The organism is Companilactobacillus huachuanensis, assembly GCF_005404815.1.
In the GTDB taxonomy this organism is placed as follows: domain Bacteria; phylum Bacillota; class Bacilli; order Lactobacillales; family Lactobacillaceae; genus Companilactobacillus; species Companilactobacillus huachuanensis.
Genome location: NZ_BJDF01000014.1, coordinates 72,534 through 90,530, shown reverse-complemented (window position 1 = coordinate 90,530; position 17,997 = coordinate 72,534). Strand labels below are relative to the sequence as shown.

The window sequence follows — 17,997 nt, the reverse complement described above, 5'->3', positions numbered from 1 at the left end:
ATGATGTCTGACTTCCTTTGTTCTGAAGTTTAGTCGCGTAAAGAATAGCAGGGTAGACAGTACATGTGTAACAAAAAGAACCATCATGAGAAATCTTTCGATTTCCCACGATGGTTCTTTTTTTTCAGAGTTTGGAGTTTTGTCCCAGACTCTTTTATTTTTTGTTAAATGTATAACTGAGGTTGAAAGTTTAATTAAATATGCCGTTTCCAGAGCTGAGAGTATTCATTTGCTGTGCGGAACGGCCCGAGCCAAAGAGCGGTCTCGGTCCTCGGTTGTGTAAGGACTAAAGTCCTAACGCCACTTTCACTGCAAATGAATACTCTCAGCTCTTCCAACTTGTTGGTTTTTTTAATAAAAGGAATAATAAAATAAAAACTAAAACAAATCTCCTGTTTATTTATATAAATTAACTCGGCAAATTAAATTACCTCTAGTCCGGTAACAACAATGGTTATATTAATTTTTCACCTTTCAACCTTTAGGGTAGCTTAAAGACATTAGCCAGATGACATAAGGGATGGAGCCCGTAGTAAAAGTGAGGTTAGGTCATTTACCCTTACGGCACAGGGCGTCTTTTGAGACGCGATTTTCGGATCAAAATCGAAGATCGTGTCCGCTCCTCTGTCGGAAAATTTTAGGCTAAAGCGTCCCAAGCAGGCAATACGACTGGTTCTTGTTCATATTCAGCAATTTCTTCCTTGGTCAAAAATCTCTTGTTGATGACAACATCATAAACGTAGTCTTCAAACCACTTCTGATCCATGGTGTAATAACCTTTCTCACCATATTTTTCACCCCAGGAATTTTCAACCTTCCAACGATTTGGTTGACCGTTGACGAGATTAACCCCTGTTAGCGTCATTGCATGAGAAACTGCACCTTGCCAATAGTCGAGTCTTTCACCCTTACTCATTTGAGAATCGATTCCAAAAAGATTGTCATATTGATAAATATTACCCATCAAATAACCTTTTGGTCGGTCAGAATCTTCAGTAACATCATTACCAAACCAGATAGGACTATTACTCTTCAATTGTGCAATGGCCACTTCTTGGAGACGTTCCATTGGTAAGTTGAGGAATTTTTGAGTATTTCCACCTACCATGTCACCCTCAGTATCGATTGAATATACTTGATGATATTTTTTGCTGGCTTGCGGTGCATTAACAAGGTCAACATAATCATCAACATTCATCGTGAAGTAACGTTTTAGAAATTCTTTAGGTGTAATTTTTGATTCTTCAATCAACTTGTCATTGTCAGTTTGCAATGAAAGTTCAAAATCTGTTGGCGGAACTCCAAATGAATAAACACAGAGTTTATATACTTCGGCCATCATTTCAGAAACACGTTGATCAAGTTTTTCTTGTGAAGCCTTATCCTGAACCATTTGACGTAATTCGATACCATTTTTACGCAACATCTTGCCCAAAATATCATCGAATTCAGTTGTACTATCAGAAACGACTGTCTCAGGCATCACATAATTGGGAACGACACCATATTTTTTAATCAAATTGGCCGCATTCTGCCACAAACCACCATCACCATTTGGAGAAGTGAATAAGGAATTAACTTTACGATCATCTACTGGCAAAGTTGCGGTTTCTAAAATTTCTTGATAAAAATAATTGGATTTTTCTAAACGGTCATAAAATGAAAGGTAATTTTGTGACAATTCAAAATCCTTAATATTATTTTTGTTGGCGAATTCGGTTCTCAAAGTATTCAATGCTGAGAACAACCAGCAACGGCCAGAATGCTTCTGGTCGGATACCTTTCCTGTATCAACAGTCACGTTGAATGAAGGATTAAGAATCGTTTTTACCTCAGGATTCTCAGTTGCTTTGAAGATTCCTACTTGTGCTACAGAATTTTTAAGAACATTATTAGTTGCATCTTGATTTAAGTTCTCTTGAAAATCTGCTAAAATTTCTTTATTGATTTCTTTTGTCAATTCAATCACCTCGTTGTTTAACTATATTACAACATTTCTAATTATATTGGAGAAAAATTATGACTGAAGTTATAAAAATTGCTTATTTGTACGAAGATTTAATGAACACATATGGAGATAGCGGCGATGTTAAAATCCTCAGCTTCCTTCTTAAAGAACAGGGCTATGATACTGAAGTCGACAATATCAGCTTAGGTATGGAATTTAACGCCTTTGACTATGACTTCCTATTCTGGGGTGGTGGTCAAGATTTCGAACAATCCGTTGTCGCTACTGATCTCCAAAGACATCGTCAAACAATTCAAAACTATATTGAAGCTGACAAACCTATGCTTTGTATCTGTGGTGGCTATCAATTTCTTGGTAAGTATTACGAAACCAGTGGTGGTCAAACTATCCAAGGACTTGATATTTTACCATTCCACACAGTTTACAAAGCTGATAGTCGAATGATTGGTGATACTGAATACAAAACTGAATGGGGTACCGTTCGTGCCTTTGAAAATCACAGTGGCCGAACATATTTTGATGACAAGACTGTTTTGAAGCCATTCGGTGAAATGGTTGAAGGTTATGGAAATAATCCCGACGATAAACAAGAAGGCATGCGTTATAAGAACGTTATCGGTAGTTATTCTCATGGTCCTATCTTGAAAAATGAGAATGTTGCTAAAGCTATTGCGGACAGAATTGTTGCTGCTCATAAATTACGTATTACTGCTACTGTAAAATAAGGTTTGAAGTTTGATAAAAAATTTCGTTATTAAAATAAAAAAGGCATCAAACATTTTATATTGTTTGATGCCTTTTTGTTTTTACCTATAATCCTGAAAGGTGAAAAAATCAATCTAGCCATTGCTATCACAGGTTTAAAGTTAATTTATTTAAATATCAGAAATCTTCATTTTATTTCCGCTATTAAAAAACAAACTAGTTGGAAGAGCTGAGAGTATTCATTTGCAGCGAAAGTGGCGTTATTGCTTCAGCAATTACACCACCGGACGTGTTGAAAACTCGCGAGTTTTGCGAGGCTTCAACCGAGGTTCGAGACCGCTTTCTGGCTCGGGCCGTTCCGCGCAGCAATTGAATACTCTCAGCTCTGGAAACGGCATACTTACCTAAACTTTCAACCTTTAGTTATAATCGTAAAATTATAATTCAACGGATTCTCGTTTATTGTAAAGCCGCAACCTGACGAACCATGGCTAGTTCCTCATCTGTTGGAATCAACAAAACTTTAATAGCTGAATCGGGACTACTGATTAAGCCTTCATTACCGGCTTCATTTAATTTTGAATCCAATTTAACATTGAATATTGCTAGTTCATCAATAATTTCTTGACGTAATTGAACGTTATGTTCACCAATTCCTCCGGCAAATACCAAGGCATCCGCACCATGTAATTCAGTCAAATAACTTCCAGCATACTTAACAATTCGATTGACGAAAATATCGACAGCTAATTTAGCTCGTGGATTAGTTTCTTCTTGAGCTTTAATCTCACGCATATCAGGTGAGATACCTGATACACCAAGTAATCCAGCTTTTTGATTCAACATCATCATGATTTCGTTAGGATCTTTGACATTCAACTCCTGCATTAAATATGGAACCAAGGCTGGATCTAGGTCACCTGCTCGAGTTCCCATCGTTACCCCAGTTAGTGGTGTGAAACCCATTGAGGTGTCGAATGCTTTACCATTTTTCACTGCAGCCAATGAAGCCCCACTACCTAGATGCATCGTTACAAGGTCGATATTATCTTTAGATTTATTCAATAATTCTGCGGCTCTACCTGTTAAATAACCGTGCGAAATTCCATGTTCACCATAACGACGAATTTGATACTTCTGTGTTAATTCATAGGGCAAACTGTAGATAGCATTCATTTCTGGCAAATCAGTAAAGAATTGACTGTCAAAGACGGCAAATTGCTTCACGTCAGGCAAAGTTTTAGCCATCGTTTCGATTCCCTGTGCTTCCATCGGATTATGCAATGGCGCAAAATTACTGAGTGCTTTAATTTGTTTCAAAACTTCAGGTGTTACTTCAACTGCTGATTTGAAAACTTGACCACCGGCAACAACTCGATGAGCCACAGCAGTGATTTCGTTCAAATTTTTGATTATTTCCAAACGTTGTAATTCATCAAAAACCATTTGTGCTGCATGAGCTTGGTCCAAATTATCAACTGTTGTCTCAAATTTTTGATGATCACCATATTTAATTGTAAAAATCGATCCTGGCATACTGATTCGTTCTACTAATCCATTGGCTAAAACAGATTCAGCAGGCATTTCAAATAATTGCCACTTTAAAGATGAACTACCAGCATTTATAACTAATGTTTTTTGCATCAAAATCACGCTCCCAAATAATAGAATACCGGACTTTCTGAAAATATGCGTTAATTTATATCTTAATTACAATGAATTAGACTAATTGTACTTGTTTTTGCGCCGTTTCCAGAGTTGAGAGTATTCCAACTAATTTATTTTTTGATGATATGAATAATTAAATAAGTAGTTTTAACATTTAACTAGATTCTCATTAATTGTCCAAAAATTTATTCGATTTTAGAATGGCTGTCGAAATGGCTGGTGCGATAATAATAGCTACGATCATCTCAGGCACCCCATTTGTCCCAACGATTACTAGTAACATCTTATTCAATAAATCTGTTTGAGTAGCATAGGCTTGTGCCATTGCACTGGCATACATTACTCTCATCAAACCAAGAACTAGGACTGTATTCGTCAAAGAACCTGCCGCTGATGCAATTGCCATCCCTAATACTTTTTTATTTGTGTGCCGTTTGAACCACAAGTAAATCCAGCCGGCTACTAAGCCAACAATAATTCTTGGCAAAATGGCAACGATTGGATTTGTAAAAACAGTAGTATCAATAATTGATGTTGGACTCGTAAAAGCACGGACAACCGTACCAATTCCCCAAACTAACCCAACAATTGCCCCATCTTTTGGACCTAACACGATTGCAGCGACAATGACTGTAATATGAATAATAGTAATATTTATGAATCCGGTCGGTATAAAGCCTAAAAACGGAACCATCGACTGAACAAATATTATCGCAATCAAGACGCCTAAAATCGCTGTCCTATAAGCCTTTCTTTTTTGCAAAATAAATATCCCCCTAATATGAATTTTTCTTAATTTTAACCGATTACACATTAAAGAACAAAAAAATTTATGGAGTGTTTAAATATGCCGTTTCCAGAGCTGAGAGTATTCATCTGCTGCAAATGAATACTCTCAGCTCTTCCAACTAGTTTTTTAATAATAAGAATATCCAATTGTGATCTTTTGCTATTAAAATAAATTGAATTTGGAACTGTCACAGCAATGGTTAGATTGATTTTTCGCCTTCTAGTTCCATGATAAACAAGTTATTCGAAAAACTTAATATACTCATATCTTGAAATCCCTAGGAATCTTAAAATATCAAAACCAACTATTAACCAGCGACATGCGTAACTAAGTTTTATACTTTTACAACTTCTTGTTTATCTATTTTGTTAATTGGTGATAAAAAACAGAAGCCATTTTTACTTAGACATATTTTCTAAGTTTAAAATGGCTTCTGTTTGCTAGTTTCTAATTAAAAAATTATTCAACAGTAAATTTTTGTCTTTATAACCAAAATTGACTTATTCATTTTCGGCAGCGTCAACCGCCTTGATGACTGCATTTCTAAATCCATATTCTTCTAGAGCTGCAACCCCACGAATTGTTGAGCCACCTGGTGAAGTAACCTCATCTTTCAATGCTGAAACATTCAAATCGGATTGTTTAGCTAACTTGCTAGCCCCGATACACATCCCAATAGCGGCGTCATAAGCCAGTTTACGACTTAGACCATGTTTTACCCCAGCATCACTTAAAGCTTCTATAAAGACGTCTAAGAAGGCAGGAGAACAACCAGCAACGGTTCCTAGGATTCCTAACTCATCTTCCGGAACTTCAACCAATTGGCCAGTATAACCAAGCACTGAACCGATTTTTTTCTTATCTTCGGGTGTAAAGTCGTCAGAATAAGTTATTCCTGTGAAACCTGCTCCAACTTTAACTGGTGTGTTAGGAATGGCATGGGCAACTTTAACATCTCCTAAAACTTGCTTGAGATGTGTTACAGAAGCACTACCTGTAAAGGCTACAACCAATTTATCAGCAGCAATTTCTTTCAACTCAGTCAAAACACTGTTCAAAGCGTCGGCTCCAACAGCAATGAAAATAATATCTGTATCTGCCAATTGTTTAACTTTTTTGACCATTTGGAAACCTAATTGATCACATAAAAGCTTTGTTCGATTCGAATGACCACCTTTAACGATAATGTCGTCGGAATTGTAACCATTCTTTACTAGACCCGTTATAACGGCCCCACCAATACTACCAGCACCAATAAATCCAATCATAAGATTTTCTCCTTTATCGAGGTTCTATAATTCTTATTATAGTAAAAGATACTTTCCTGACAAATCAAATGCAATAATTATCTTATCTTCCGGAATTCGTGTATTCTTTTTGTATAGATTACATATGGTGCTAGTTGATAATTAATTACTAATATTCGCTTCAATTGTATTTCAAAATTGGCCGGATGAGCGATTGAATATTTTTACATTCAATTACTAACTATTAATTAGTCGGAAGAGCTGGAATATTTAACTAACACCACACGTTATAGGGTACAAATATATATTCTCAGTCTTGAAGATGACCAATTTTCGTAATATTAATTTAGAGGGGGAACACATTATGATTGCATATCGTACCAGAGCTCAACTTAAATATGAGGTTAAAAATCTGCTTCGAGGTAATTGGAAAAAAGCTATCTTACTTTATCTGATCCCTTTAATTGTGTTTGTAACAACTGCTGGTTATAACAGTGGACAGACGCATATCAGCGCACAATACAATGTTGACAATTTTGAATCCTTTGCTAAATTTGGATCTTCATTTGGAATTATCAGCTTTTTAATAAGTCTGGTCTTCTTACTAATTAATCAATCAGCTAATTTTAGAGCTTTGGATTGGATGGATGACAACACGCTTGAATTTGACCCAATCAAAAGTAATTTCACTTATTTCAGAAGTCCTGATTGGTGGCAATTGATTTTTCTTTATATTATTACTAGCCTGTTTACTTTGCTTTGGTCAATATTGTTGATTATTCCCGGAATCGTCAAGGCTATTGGTTATTCACAGACTTACTTCGTATACAAAGACCTCAATGATCGTGGTCTGACTGACGGCTTTTCGATAACGACCTATATTACTAAAAGTCAGCAATTAATGATGGGCAATAAATGGCGTTATTTCGTCTTGCAATTAAGCTTTATTGGCTGGTGGATTTTAGGAGCCATGACCTTGGGTATCGGCTTTATCTGGATTTTTCCATATTACAAATTGACTATGGTTAACTTCTACCGTGACTTAGTTGAAAAGAACGCTAATTACCTTTAAAAAAACTAAAGGTTGAAAGGTGAAAAACTAATATAACCATTGTTGTTACAGGCCTAGAACAAATTTATTTAAATAAGCAACCAGTTTTCCTTTTATTTGTTCCTGCCATGAAAAAATAAACTAGTTGGAAGAGCTGAGAGTATTCATTTGCAGCGAAAGTGGCGTTATTGCTTTAGCAATTACACCACCGGGCGTGTTGGAGACTCACGGGTTTTGCGAGGCTTCAACCGAGGTTCGAGACCGCTTTATGGCTCGGGCCGTTCCGCGCAGCAATTGAATACTCTCAGCTCTGGAAACGGCATACTTAACTAAACTTTCAACCTTTAGTTAAAAAATATGATTTTAGAAATCGACACGCATTAAATTAAAAAGGCACTGCAATCCGATTTTGGATTACAGTGCCTTTTTGATTATTCTACAATCGCATATAAATCGGCATTATGAAATTTTCCGTCCGAGTAAATCTCATCTTTTAGTTGACCTTCCAAAACAAATCCGACTTTTTTAGCCACAGCATTACTGGCAACATTGACATGTTCAGCTAAGAGTTTAATTTTATGTAATCCTAGTTCATCAAATCCTATTGATAATAGTTTTTTCAAGCAAGCCGTCATAACGCCGTTACCCTGATAATCTCCGCCAAGCCAATAGCCCACTTCAGCATGTTGATTATCTCGATCGATATTATGCAGGTCAATCATCCCAACCGCTTTGCCATCAATAATAATACTGGCATTCCAGAGTTTTTGGTCTTCTATTCTCTTTTGGCAGTATCTTAAAAATTCACGTTCATCTTCAACTGATCTAGTTGCATCACCCCAAGGCATAAACTTAGCCAACTGGAGACGCGTTTTTTCAATTTGTTCATAAAGATTTTCAGCATCGCTTGGATCGACCAAACGTAATTTGACATTTTCTTGAACTGACCACTCTTTCATAACATCACCGCCATCACTTATTTTGTATAACGGTATACCACATCATGCAACAACTGTACAACTGGTGTCTGTGCCTTATCGTTATAATATTTAGCAAATCGTTCATCTGCCAAATACATATCAACTAGACCACGATGAACAACTGAATTGTAATTTGACATCGTAAATTCCAGCCACTGTTTATGTTCTTGATAAATGTACTTGGCTAATTCTGACTCTAAATCAGGCTCATCCTTTAATGCCACTAAATTTTTAATCAACTGATTTTCAATTGCTTTCATTTTTTCAAAGTCACTTTCATTCAAATCAGCATATTTCTGATTGGATTTTTTAATTGTTTCAGCACTATATTGACTACGAATCTCCTCGCTATAATTAGTTTCGTTTTCAGAAAGTTGTTGTTGTTTAAATGCTTGAAATTTTTCTGTATCGGTCATTTTTATTTCTCCACGATAATCTTTAATAGTTTTTTCAATACTTGTTAGGAGGTAATCTATTTCTTTTTGTTTAGTCTGCAACAGTTGCTGCTGTTCGATCAGCGCTTGTATTCTTGAAAAATCCGGATCATCTAATAGTTGCTTTATCTTACCCAAGGAAAAGTCCAAAGAGCGATAAAACATAATTTGCTGTAATTTATTTACATTTTTTTCGTCATAAATTCGGTAATTATTTTTATTAACTTCATTTGGTTTTAATAAGTCTATTTGATCGTAATATCTCAGGGTACGCGTACTTATTCCAGCTAATTGTGCTAACTTTTTTATTGTATATTTCATAAATAATCCTCCTAACAAAATGTATTTTAAAGGTTTACGTAGCGTCAAGGTCAAGTAAATCTAGTTAAAATTGCCACCTTTTTTCAGGATTCCTGTTAATATAAGATTAACAATTATTAGGTGGGTGACTATATTGAATGAATTTACTCAAGTTTTAACTATCGCTGGTTCCGACTCTGACGGAAGTGCCGGAGCACAAGCTGACTTAAAAACATTTATGTCCTGTGGCGTATATGGGATGTCTGTCCTTACTGCCGCAGTTGCTGGTAATTCATACGGAATTCACGACAGTATAAATATGCCGGTTAGTTTTATCCAAAGCCAAATTAAAGATATTAAAGATGACTTCAAAGTTTCTGCTTTTAAAACTGGTATGTTGTCGGATTCAGAAATTATTCACACAGTAGCCGATGCAATCAAAGATAAACCTTTCGGTCCCTTTGTTCTCGATCCAGTTATCATCACTAAGCACGGCGCAATGTTGCTTGAAACTGAAGCTTACCAAACTTTGATCGATGAATTATTCCCTCTTGCCGATTTGATTACTCCTAATTTTTACGAAGCTAAGAAACTTTCTGGCTTAGAATTAAAAAATAGAGAAGAAATTGTTAAGGCTGCACATAAATTGCGCAAATTGGGACCAAAAAATATTATGATAAAGGGTGAACATAGTGACGACTCAATTTCTGAAGTCGAAGATTACGTTCTACTAGAAGATGGTCAATCTTTCTGGATCTCTGAACCTTATGTCAAAACTGATCACATCAATGGTACTGGGGACACTTTGTCATCATGCATCGTTGCTGAGCTCGCTAAAGAGAAGAGTATGGAAGATGCCATCAAGATTGCAAAAACAGTTACTTACAATGCTATTAAACATGAAATTGCAGTAGGTCATAAATATGGTCCTATTAACCATTTTATAAATGATGATATACAATAGTATTTGTTAGTAAAATTTGGAGGTTTATCTATGGTAAGAATAACGAAAATTTCTGCCGGAATTTTATTACTTATACTATCAATTGTATTAATGATCAAAGCAGGCTTTGAAGGATTCATCGCGGCGCTAGTGGGAACTGGTGCTATTGGTGGTGCTGCGGGAATTCTAATGGCTATTACCTATATTATTGCTGCCGCTATTTATATTTTAACCAACCGAACATATAGTGTTGTACCTGACATCGTCGGATTTGTAATTCTGATTCTCGGTGGTTTGATGGGATTATTCAACGCTAATATGCCCGGAGCCGGATTCTTAAAAATTTGGGCTTGGGTCGGAATTATTATCGGTGCAATCGACTTGATCATGGTTATTGTCGATATGATCATTAATCCGGTATCGGATGAAGAACCGGAAGAACAATTCGACAACAACAATCAATTTGCAAATCAGCAGAATAATCAATTCAATCAACAACCACAGTTTGACCAACAAAATCAATTTAATCCACAACAAAATTACGGTTATAATCCTTATCAAAATAACAACCAAGGTTTCAATCCAAATCAGGGTCAACCAAATAACCAGTTCAATCAACAGAATCAATTTAATCCGCAAGAAAACCAATTTAACCAACAGCCGCAAAATAATCGCCAATCAATGAACCAAAATAATCAGATGAATCAAAATGGCAATTTCAATCAACAACAACCTAACAATAATCAAATGAATAATGGTTACAATAATCAGAACCAATTCCCAAATCAACAAATGAATCAGCAACAACCAACAAACCAAAGACGCGGTAATTACAATCAGCCTCAATCCAATAACCAATTTAATAACCCTAACCAATACAACAACAACAATAGTCAAGGTCAATTTAACCAACAGAATCAAAACTACGCTCAAGGCAATCAGGAATTTAATCAAAATCCTAATCAGCAATCTAGAGGTTTCAATAATTCTAACCAAGGCAATCAACAGCAGTTTGGCCAAGGAAATCAGATGCAATTAGGTACTCCACAACAAAATCCTAATCCACAGAATCCCAACATGAGTCGTTCAAGAAGTCGTAGTCATAATTAACAATCGTCAAAATATGGTAAATAAAAAAGGCTGTTCTCAATTTTTTGAGAGCAGCTTTTTTTGAAGTATCAATTTGTTTTATAACTAAAAGTTGAAAGTTTAGTTAAGTATGCCGTTTTCATAGCAGGAACAAATAAAATGAAAACTACTTATTTAAATAAATTCGTTCTAGGCCTGTAAGAACAATATTTGTATTCATTTTTCACCTTTCAACCTTGATTTATAAAGATTTTATATCTCAATTATTTGAATTTTCATTCGTCCAATTAAATAACAAAAGTACACTTTTAAATATACTTTTTGTATATAAAATTCAATCTATATTTTAATCTACTAAAGCGATAAATAACCCACAGACCAAACCAAAACCCTAGCCTCCAACTGGGAGTGATTTTCACCCGCTATGGAGGTGGCGTTATGGCTTTAGCCATTACACCACGGGACGACTTTTGAGACGCGATTTTCGGCTCAAAAGCGAGGTTCGAGACCGCTTTCCAGGCTCGAACCGGTTCCCATAGCAGGCGAAAAATCACTCCCAGTTGGAGACGGCATATTCCAATAAAAAAACTGCTATAATTAATAACTATTTTTCTAAAATGAAAAGGTTGTCATTTTAGAAAGATATCTTTATGAATAATGGTACGAATAAACTTTTAAAAAGTTTATATTCTATATGTAAGATCAATATAGAGGTTTATTTAGCGTTTTTAAACAAGTTACATCCTTTAACAACTGAAAAACACCGTGGTATCTCATTTCTAGAGCCTTTGGAAGCGATTTTTTCACAAGTGTATTTGTTGCTAAACCGTTTAATTAATCATATGATAAATCTGTATATATTAGGGTTTAAATTAATTTGTTTTAAGGAGGTTATTAACATGCTCAGTGTTGGTTTAAGTATTGTCTCATTAGCACGTTTTCAGTTTGCAATGACAACTGTCTTCCATTTCTTCTTTGTTCCTTTTTCAATCGGAATGGGCTTTCTAGTTGCCATCATGGAAACTATCTACGCTGTTAAAAAAGATAAAGACTACTTAGATATGGCAAAGTTCTGGGGGAAGATTTTTCTTTTGAGTTTTGCTGTTGGTATTGTTACTGGTATTATTCAAGAATTCCAATTCGGTATGAATTGGTCTGAATACTCACGTTTCATGGGAGATGTATTCGGTGCTCCACTAGCTATTGAAGCATTGCTTGCATTCTTTATTGAATCCGTCTTTATCGGTATTTGGATGTTTACTTGGGATCGTTTCAAACCAGGTGTTCATGCCCTAATGATTTGGATTACATCAATTGGTACGATGTTATCAGCCATTTGGATTTTAGCTGCTAACAGTTTTATGCAACATCCTACAGGTTTTAAAATCAATAACGTAACTGGTCGAGTTCAATTGACAGATTTTGGAGCAGTTATTAGTAATCCACAACTATGGAGAGCCTTTCCACATGTTATCTTAGCTGCCTTTATGACTGCGGCTGTTGTTATTACAGGTATGAGTGCTTACGGACTATTACGTAAAAAGAAAAACGAAAATATTTTCTTCAAGAAATCATTGCGTTTTGGCCTTTGGGCAAGTTTAATTTTCGCTATTCTTTCAGCCGGTGCCGGTGATCTTCAAACTCGTCAAATTATTAATGACCAACCAATGAAGTTTGCCGCTACTGAAGGTATTTATGAGGATACTAAGGATCCTGCTCCTTGGACAGTTGTTGCATTGATCAATGCTAAAGATCATAAAACTACTAATCAAGTAGAGATTCCTGGTGTCTTGAGTATCATGTCATACCACAAACTCAGTGGTTCTGTTAAAGGTATGAACACAATTAACAAAGAATTACATGCTAAATATGACAAACAATTTGGTAAGAACATGAATTACTATGTCCCACCTAAGACTCTTTTCTGGAGTTTCAGAGTGATGACTGGTTTTGATGCTTTAATCATGTTGGTTTCACTTGTCGGATTGATTTTCTCACGCAAGAAGAAAGATACTATTGAAAGTCACAAATGGATGCTTGTTGTCTTGGGTATCTGTATCTGGGTTCCATTTATCGCAAATTCAGCTGGTTGGTTCATTACTGAATTTGGTCGTTACCCATGGATTGTCTACGGCCTATTCACAATTGCTCAGGCTGTTTCTCCAACTTCAACTGTTGCTACACTATTGTTTAGTAATATCGTTTACTTCTTGCTCTTCGCACTTTTGGGTGGCGTTATGGTTTGGTACAGCAGACAAACTCTTCATCATGGACCATATTATGAAGAAGCAGACTCCAAACAAAACGTTGATCCATTTGCAAAGGAGGCGTTTGGAAAATGACACTCAGCATATTATGGTTCTTAATAATCGGGCTTCTCTTCGCTATCTTCCTATTCATGGAAGGATTTGATTTCGGTGTCGGTATGTCAACTAGATTCTTGGCTAAAAACGATGCTGAACGCGTCGCCATTATGTCAACTATCGGACCCCACTGGGACGCTAACGAAACATGGCTAGTTACTGCTGGTGGTGCAATGTTTGCTTCATTACCATTATGGTATGCATCATTGTTCTCAGGTTATTACATTCTATTCTTACTCGTTTTAGTTGGATTAATTTTACGTGGAGTTTCCTTCGAATTCCACAAGCATGCTGAAACAAATGCTGGTAGAAACCTCTGGATGTGGGCATTCTTCGTTGGTAGTATCTTGCCACCATTCTTCCTCTGTATGATTCTTTTGAGTATGGTTCAAGGTATTCCAATGAACGCTAATGGTGACGCTTTTCCTAAATTCTTCGACGTAGTTAACTTGTTATCCGTTGTCGGAGGTGTTGCTGGTGTGCTTCTTTCACTAGTTCATGGATTAAACTTCATCAGATTAAGAGTCGCCGGTCCATTACGTGATCGTGCTCGTAATTTAAACAAAATTCTTTATCCAATTCTCTTCCTTGGCGAAGTAGTCTTTGCAGTCCTTGTTTTCTTGCAAACAGACTTCTTTACTAAGAGATTCGCATCATCACTCATCATTACAGCTCTAATTGTTTTATTCTCACTATTGGGCTACTATGGAGTCCTAAAGAATAGAGAAGGCTGGAGCTTTGCAGGTAGCGGATTATCACTAAGTATGGTCATTGTTCTATTGTTCAATGGACTATTCCCACGTGTAATGATTGCTACTAATCCAGCGCACAGTATTTTGATTAAAAATGCTGCCAATTCACAGTACACGTTGACGATTATGACGATTGTTGCATGTATCTTGGTACCAATTGTCGTAATTTACTTCATTTGGTCATACTCTCTATTCACAAAGAGAATAAATCCAAGAGAGAATACGGTGAAATATTAATGATTGATAAGCGATTATTTCGCTTACCGGGAACAAAAAAACTACTTCTAGTGCTTGCAGGATTAACTCTCTTGCAAGCATTTGTTGTTTTATTCCAAGGTAAGTATTTAGCAGAAGCATTAGTTAATTCATGGGAACAAAAATCATTACAAACAATCATCTATCCGATGGTTCTTTTTGCGATAGCGTTTATCCTGCGACACTTATTTAATCTACTCAATACTAAAATTGTAGAGAACTATGCAGGTAAGACTTCAGAAAATATTCGTGGCCAATTATTGGAAAAGGTTTACAATTCCGGTCCTGAAATGATTTCAGAAGAAGGTACCGGTAATTTGGTAACTTCATCATTAGACGGCATTGACCTCGTAGAAAATTACTTCAAATTGATTTTTACAAAATTGATGAATATGTCTATCATTCCGCCAGTTTTATTAATTTACATCTATACTCAAAATATTGCTTCAGGTATCACGTTAACAATCATTGTGCCCTTGGTAATCCTCTTTATGATTATCCTAGGACTCGCTGCACAGTCCAAAGCAGACGCTCAGTATAAACAGTACACAATTCTGTCAAATCACTTCTTAGACGCTCTCAGAGGCTTACCAACTCTAAAAATGTTGGGATTAAGTAAGCGCTATGCTAAAAACATCTATACCGTCAGCGATGAATATCGTCGTCGAACAATGAATACTCTAAGAATCGCCATTCTTTCAACTTTTGCCTTAGATTGGTTGACTACTCTAGGAATTGCGATTCTAGCGGTTTTCCTAGGTTTAGGATTAATCAATAACAGTTTTCCACTCTTTCCGGCCTTAGTAACCCTAATCTTGGCACCAGAATACTTCTTACCGTTACGAGACTTTTCAAATGATTATCACGCTACCTTGAATGGTAAAAATGCTTTGAATGCTATCTTTGAACTCTTGGACAAACCTAGCGATAATAAAGGTTCCGATTTAAAGGACTTTACTTGGGACGAAGATTCTCAAGTTGAACTCAATAATTTGGAATTCACTTACAAAGGTTCTGGCGATAAAGAAGTCAGTCTCGATATCGATCATCTTAAACTGTCTGGTTATCACCGTATCGGCGTTATAGGTAAATCTGGCTCCGGTAAAACAACCTTAATACGTGCTATTGGCGGCTTCTTATTACCTTACAGTGCTGATATTAAGATTAATCAACAAAGCGTTCCGAACTTTAAACAGACAAACTGGCAAAATAAATTGACCTTCTTACCTCAATCACCATATCTATTCGCCGGTTCAATTGCCGAAAACATTGCCTTTTATCGCCCTGATGCTTCAATGGATGAAATCAAAAAAGCCACTCATGCAGCTGGATTAGATGAATTTCTCAAGGTTTTACCTGAAGGATTTGATACTAGAATCGGTGAAGGCGGGCGTGGTATTTCTGGTGGTCAACAACAACGAATCATGTTAGCCCGTGCCTTTTTGGCGGATGACCGTCATATCCTGATCTTTGATGAACCAACTGCCCATTTGGATATTGAAACTGAATATGCTTTGAAGAAACCGATGGAACAACTTTTCCATGATCACTTGGTAATCTTTGCCACTCATCGACTTCACTGGATCAACGAAATGGACTATGTCATCGTTATGGACAATGGTCAAATTGCTGAGCAAGGAACACCTGACAAGCTTCGTGACCATAACGGTGCTTTCTCTAAACTAATCAACAATATGCGAGGTGATCAACTATGAATTTCTTCAAGACATTCAAACATGATACTTGGGTCAAACCATATATCAAACAATATAAGGGATTGTTGATCACCGCTTTACTATTAGGCCTATTAACATCATTCTGTGCGGCCGCTTTAATGTTTACTTCTGGGTATACGATCGATAAGGCCGCTACACACCCAATCAATATTTTACTGATTTACATTCCTATTCTAATGACACGTGCCTTTGGTATTGGCCGGCCAGTCTTCAAGTATTTGGAACGTCTTAAAAGCCACAACTGGGTTTTACGCGTTACATCAGACTTGAGAACTCGGCTCTACAAAACTCTGGAAAGCGATGCATCATTTTTCTCTGAATATCACAAGACCGGTGACATTATGGGCTTACTTTCCGAGGATATCAGTCACCTACAAAATTTATATTTAAGAACTATTTTTCCAACCGTTATTTCATATCTCCTAACAATCATTGCCTCAATTGCTTTGGGGATTTTCAATCCATCATTTGGATTCTTTGTCTTCCTGCTACTTTTTATTGAAGTATTTCTCGTCCCACTATTCTCAGTTTCAATTGAAAGTGCACGTCGTTCCTATCAAAAATCCGTTAAAAGTGATTTATACGTCCAATTAACTGACAATATTATGGGTGTTGATGATTGGGTTATTTCCGGTCGTAAAGATGATTTCAAAAAACTTACTTCTCAAAACATTCAAAATTTGAACCAATCGAAAAATAAATCAAAAGCATTCCGTCGCAACCGTGACTTTGGTTTACAACTGATTTTTGCGGCCATTGTCATCTGTTTTTTAATCTTCACCAATCTAACAATGACTAATAATCAGGTTCAAGCTAACTTCGTTTCAGCAGTTGTTCTAGCCATTTTCCCACTGTCCGATACAATTATCCCGGTCAGTCAGGGATTTGAAGAGTGGCCTCAATATCGGGACTCTATCGAACGTCTGAATACTATCAAGCCAATCCCAAATAACTTACCTAAACAAGTTACATTGGATCCTAAAGATTTTGAATCAATTTCAGTTGATAATATTACTTTCGAATATGATTCAAACTCACCAATTCTAATCAAGAATTTCACTCAAAAAATTAAAAAAGGTGAAAAATTAGCTCTTTTAGGTCCGAGTGGTATTGGTAAAACAACTATTCTCCAACTAATTCTAGGTGATCTTTCACCACAACAAGGTCAAATCAGTATCAATGATTTAGATATTTCCCAGATTCAAGAAAATCGGGAGAATATCTTCTCAGTCCTAAATCAAAAACCATTCTTATTCAACACAACATTAATGAATAACGTTCGCCTAGGTAACGAGCACAAGTCCGATGCCGAAGTAAAAAAAGCGCTTGAACGCGTTGGTTTAAAGCCATTAATTGAATCATTGCCTGAAAAATACGATACCATTGTCGGTGAAAATGGTTCACGTTTCTCTGGTGGTGAACAGGAACGTATTGCTCTAGCAAGAATTTTGTTGCAGGATGCTCCAATTGTCTTATTGGATGAACCCACTGTTGGACTAGATCCAATCACTGAAAATGATTTACTAGAAACATTCTTTGATGTCTTAAAAGATAAAACCATCATTTGGGTAACTCATCATTTACAAGGCATTACCCACGTTGATCACGTAGTCTTCATGAACAGTGATGCCATCGAGATGGAAGGTTCACCAGAAAAACTTTACCAAACAAATAAACATTTCAAGGATCTTTATCAAATGGATCAAGGATATTAA

14 protein-coding genes are annotated in these 17,997 nt (G+C 36.3%); 8 read left to right on the top strand and 6 right to left on the bottom strand.

Translation table 11 applies throughout. The annotated features are described in order from the left end of the window. Positions 1 to 637 precede the first annotated feature (637 nt). The gene (locus FFM71_RS09095; protein WP_223876513.1) at positions 638 to 1,969 is read right to left on the bottom strand and encodes a C1 family peptidase; all 1,332 of its coding nucleotides are present in this window, start codon (positions 1,967 to 1,969) and stop codon (positions 638 to 640) included. 50 nt (positions 1,970 to 2,019) lie between these two features. Here FFM71_RS09095 and FFM71_RS09090 point away from each other — a divergent pair, with 50 nt between their 5' ends. Then, positions 2,020 to 2,694, top strand: a complete 675-nt coding sequence (locus FFM71_RS09090; protein WP_137611865.1) for a type 1 glutamine amidotransferase — start codon at positions 2,020 to 2,022, stop codon at positions 2,692 to 2,694. Positions 2,695 to 3,133: 439 nt separating this feature from the next. Here FFM71_RS09090 and FFM71_RS09085 read toward each other — a convergent pair whose 3' ends face one another. The 3 genes from FFM71_RS09085 to proC all read right to left on the bottom strand — a co-directional run bounded on the left by FFM71_RS09085 (position 3,134) and on the right by proC (position 6,400). Next, a complete protein-coding gene (locus FFM71_RS09085; RefSeq protein ID WP_137611864.1) occupies positions 3,134 to 4,318 on the bottom strand; it encodes an acetate/propionate family kinase in 1,185 nt (394 codons plus the stop codon). A 193-nt stretch (positions 4,319 to 4,511) separates the two neighbouring features. Beyond that, complete coding sequence (locus FFM71_RS09080; protein WP_137611863.1) at positions 4,512 to 5,156, bottom strand: ECF transporter S component; 645 nt, start codon at positions 5,154 to 5,156, stop codon at positions 4,512 to 4,514. 476 nt (positions 5,157 to 5,632) lie between these two features. Next, entirely contained in the window at positions 5,633 to 6,400 is a 768-nt protein-coding gene (gene proC / locus FFM71_RS09075; protein ID WP_137611862.1) for a pyrroline-5-carboxylate reductase, read from the bottom strand. Between the two features lie 343 nt (positions 6,401 to 6,743). Between proC and FFM71_RS09070 the strand changes: the two genes are divergently transcribed. Next, on the top strand, positions 6,744 to 7,451 hold the full coding sequence (locus tag FFM71_RS09070) for a DUF975 family protein (RefSeq protein WP_137611861.1): 708 nt from the start codon (positions 6,744 to 6,746) through the stop codon (positions 7,449 to 7,451). Between the two features lie 410 nt (positions 7,452 to 7,861). Here FFM71_RS09070 and FFM71_RS09065 read toward each other — a convergent pair whose 3' ends face one another. Beyond that, the gene (locus FFM71_RS09065) at positions 7,862 to 8,389 is read right to left on the bottom strand and encodes a GNAT family N-acetyltransferase (RefSeq protein ID WP_137611860.1); all 528 of its coding nucleotides are present in this window, start codon (positions 8,387 to 8,389) and stop codon (positions 7,862 to 7,864) included. A gap of 17 nt (positions 8,390 to 8,406) precedes the next feature. Then, positions 8,407 to 9,165: a MerR family transcriptional regulator gene (locus tag FFM71_RS09060; RefSeq protein WP_137611859.1), complete on the bottom strand. Its 759-nt coding sequence runs from the start codon at positions 9,163 to 9,165 to the stop codon at positions 8,407 to 8,409. 130 nt (positions 9,166 to 9,295) lie between these two features. On the opposite strand from FFM71_RS09060, the gene thiD reads away from it, so the two are divergent. The 6 genes from thiD to cydC all read left to right on the top strand — a co-directional run bounded on the left by thiD (position 9,296) and on the right by cydC (position 17,997). Beyond that, a complete protein-coding gene (thiD, locus tag FFM71_RS09055) occupies positions 9,296 to 10,108 on the top strand; it encodes a bifunctional hydroxymethylpyrimidine kinase/phosphomethylpyrimidine kinase (RefSeq protein ID WP_171000521.1) in 813 nt (270 codons plus the stop codon). 30 nt (positions 10,109 to 10,138) lie between these two features. Continuing rightward, entirely contained in the window at positions 10,139 to 11,197 is a 1,059-nt protein-coding gene (locus tag FFM71_RS09050) for a hypothetical protein (RefSeq protein ID WP_137611857.1), read from the top strand. Positions 11,198 to 12,075: 878 nt separating this feature from the next. Next, the gene (locus FFM71_RS09045) at positions 12,076 to 13,518 is read left to right on the top strand and encodes a cytochrome ubiquinol oxidase subunit I (protein ID WP_137611856.1); all 1,443 of its coding nucleotides are present in this window, start codon (positions 12,076 to 12,078) and stop codon (positions 13,516 to 13,518) included. Next, positions 13,515 to 14,528, top strand: coding sequence for a cytochrome d ubiquinol oxidase subunit II (gene cydB / locus FFM71_RS09040; RefSeq protein WP_137611855.1), 1,014 nt, complete (start codon positions 13,515 to 13,517; stop codon positions 14,526 to 14,528). The genes FFM71_RS09045 and cydB overlap by 4 nt, the downstream gene beginning before the upstream one ends. After that, positions 14,528 to 16,261, top strand: coding sequence for a thiol reductant ABC exporter subunit CydD (gene cydD / locus FFM71_RS09035; RefSeq protein WP_137611854.1), 1,734 nt, complete (start codon positions 14,528 to 14,530; stop codon positions 16,259 to 16,261). Before cydB ends, cydD begins: the two co-directional genes overlap by 1 nt. Continuing rightward, a complete protein-coding gene (cydC, locus tag FFM71_RS09030) occupies positions 16,258 to 17,997 on the top strand; it encodes a thiol reductant ABC exporter subunit CydC (protein ID WP_137611853.1) in 1,740 nt (579 codons plus the stop codon). Before cydD ends, cydC begins: the two co-directional genes overlap by 4 nt.